This is a genomic window from Cypionkella psychrotolerans (assembly GCF_001294535.1).
Taxonomy (GTDB): Bacteria; Pseudomonadota; Alphaproteobacteria; order Rhodobacterales; family Rhodobacteraceae; genus Cypionkella; species Cypionkella psychrotolerans.
The window spans coordinates 1-2,550 of the sequence record NZ_LGIC01000024.1 but is presented as its reverse complement, the minus strand read 5'-3'; the positions used below and the strand labels follow the sequence as shown (position 1 = coordinate 2,550).

Below are 2,550 nucleotides of genomic sequence, written 5' to 3'. Positions count from 1 at the left end.
TTGTAGCGCCGGCAGGTCAGTGAAAAAGAGTTGGGGCACCTTGTTCTCCTCGATCACGAATATCCGACAGCGGCGGGCTCGAGCCCGCCGCTGTCGGATATTCGCATCGCCACTCGCCTGGCGGGGAGCGGCATCATCAACACGAATTCTGCGCCGCGAACGTCACGGCGATAAGACAGAACACAGAGTCAGGATAATGGTGCGGTCCCCGCCGATGAAATCGACGGAGACGAGGTCCTGATCGTCTCGGAGTACGATCCCTTCGCATGAGGCCTTGGCCTCACTTTTACAGGCCCGGGCACGGCGCGAACGCGCCTCCGGGCCTCTCGCCTGCGAGCCGTCCCGCCCGCCAGGCACAACGCGCCGACGAAGGTCGGCACCCCCGCAGAAAAGCAAAAAAGGAGTTCAGCCATGTCCATGACATGTTTCCCCTACGGCTTCCCCACGGGCTATGCCCCCTCACCGAGGGGCAGCGCACGGATCTGGCCACGCTGCACCAATGCTGAGCCCGGCAGCTACGGCCATGAATGTGGTGAACCGGCTGGCTTCATTGCATCAAAAGCGGATGGGGGCCAATCTTGTTTCTGTTCCGCCTGCAAGGCGCATGGGTCTAAGGCACGGCGCTATTCCCATTGGCACACATTGCAAGCGATGGGGCAGGGGGACGAGGCTGCCGAGGCAACGGCTGTGCGCGCCTTCATCGTGACACTTCCGGGCGATGCTGGTTCAGACTGGATCGGCCGCACCTGGGCCAGCACGGCAGAACAGGCCACCAGACAGGTTTGCGACTGGCAGGGTATTCCGACGCATTTTGTGCGTGCGGTCAGACCAGACGCATGATCCGGTCGTCCGCCGCTGAAACCAAACTCAGGTTCAGCTTATTGCCAGATCCTCAGGCGATTTACCTGCATCGAGAGCTGCCACAAACCACAGCGGTTTACGCCCACGACCGGACCAGGTGAGGCTCGGGTTTTCTGGATGCCGGTATTTTGCAGTGGCCGGTGCACGGGTGGGTTTCACGTCAGCGCCAATCAGGTCGGCCAAGGAATAGCCCATCTCTTTGGCGATCGCGTCCAGCTTGGCGCGGGCTTCGGCCTTGTGACGGTCCTCGTAAGTGGAAATCGCCTTGGCGATATCCTTTTGCAATTGCCGCAGTTCTTTGAGCGACAGTGCCTCGAGATTGAAATCAGCCATGCGTGCCTCGTGTCCAGAATGATCGATCCGGGATAGCCGTCTGGTCAACGCATCGCAACCGCCTTTGGGCAAGGGCTGCTTGGTGGGGCAGGGGGGTAGGGTGATCTACCGCAGGGCTGCAAAGCGGTTCTGTGGCTTTAGCCCAGTTGCATTGGCAAGGAAGGTCATTGTTCTGCAAGGGCCCCAGGTCGCTCCCATCCCCGGAGTCATCCCTTCGACTGACAATCCCCTAAGCCTGTTCGGGTTCAATCGCGCAACCCCGCGTCAGTCCGGGCCGTGTTGGCCGCCTTTGGCGTCCTGCCCGCTCCACCCCGGTCCTTTGGGGGTTTCCGTCGTCCATGCTGTCTGAACCGCCCCTTGTTTACCGGAGACCTTCAACCTGACTAAGGATGAGGGCTATGGAAAAGAGTAAGACATCAAACCGTTATTCACCGGAGATGCGGGCGCGTGCCGTTCGCATGGTGTTGGAGCATCAAGGCTCCTATGAAACGCAATCTGCGGCAGTTGCTGCGATTGCCCCTAAGATTGGCTGCATCCCGGAGACATTGAGGGTCTGGGTTCGGCAGGCGGAAAAGGACAGCGGAGCACGGGAAGGTGCGACCAGTGCTGAGCGTGACAAGATCAAAGAACTGGAACGCGAGGTGCGCCAGCTTCGGCAGGCAAACGAGATCCTGCGCAAGGCGTCAGCGTATTTTGCACAGGCGGAACTCGACCGCCCGTTCAAGCCATGATCGACTTTGTTGATGATCATCGCGTGGTTTATGGGGTCGAGTCTATCTGCAGGGTGCTGCCGATTGCCCCATCGACCTACTACGCCTGCCTCGCTGTGCGCGCCGATCCGTCCAAGGCCTCGGCACGCCAGCAGCGGGATGCGGCTTTACGGCCAAAAATCCAGAAGGTCTTGGATGACAACTGGGAGGTTTACGGTGTCCGCAAAGCCTGGCGACAGCTGTGCCGTGAAGGTGAAGCCGTGGCGCGCTGCACCGTTGCTCGCCTCATGAAAGGCATGGGTTTACGGGGAATCGTTCGAGGAAAGGCCATGAAAACAACGATCCCCGACACGTCAGTGCCATGCCCACGCGACAAGGTGAACCGCAAGTTCCGAGCGCTAGCGCCAAATATGCTGTGGGTCAGTGACTTCACTTATGTCTCAACGTGGCAGGGCTTTGTCTACGTCGCCTTCGTGATCGACACCTTTGCCAACAGCATCGTCGGCTGGAAGGCATCGCGGTCTGCCAAGACCGACTTCGTTCTCGATGCACTTGAGCAAGCGCTTTATGCCCGCCGTCCAACCTATCAAGGCGGGCTTATTCATCATAGCGATCGCGGCGGGCAATACGTGTCCATTCGCTACAC

At 59.7% G+C, this 2,550-nt stretch carries 2 protein-coding genes, 1 pseudogene and 1 other annotated feature; of the genes and pseudogenes, 2 read left to right on the top strand and 1 reads right to left on the bottom strand.

All coding sequences use genetic code 11. From position 1 onward, the window contains the following. Nucleotides 1-411 precede the first annotated feature (411 nt). Nucleotides 412-840, top strand: a complete 429-nt coding sequence (locus tag AKV04_RS25385; protein ID WP_082351529.1) for a hypothetical protein — start codon at nucleotides 412-414, stop codon at nucleotides 838-840. Nucleotides 841-873: 33 nt separating this feature from the next. Here AKV04_RS25385 and AKV04_RS05005 read toward each other — a convergent pair whose 3' ends face one another. Continuing rightward, on the bottom strand, nucleotides 874-1,194 hold the full coding sequence (locus AKV04_RS05005) for an H-NS histone family protein (protein WP_054005371.1): 321 nt from the start codon (nucleotides 1,192-1,194) through the stop codon (nucleotides 874-876). A 398-nt stretch (nucleotides 1,195-1,592) separates the two neighbouring features. Here AKV04_RS05005 and AKV04_RS04990 point away from each other — a divergent pair. Next, nucleotides 1,593-2,550, top strand: a pseudogene (locus AKV04_RS04990) (IS3 family transposase); the annotation flags it as partial. Next, nucleotides 1,880-1,996 (top strand) — a sequence feature (AL1L pseudoknot). (Overlaps the previous pseudogene by 117 nt.)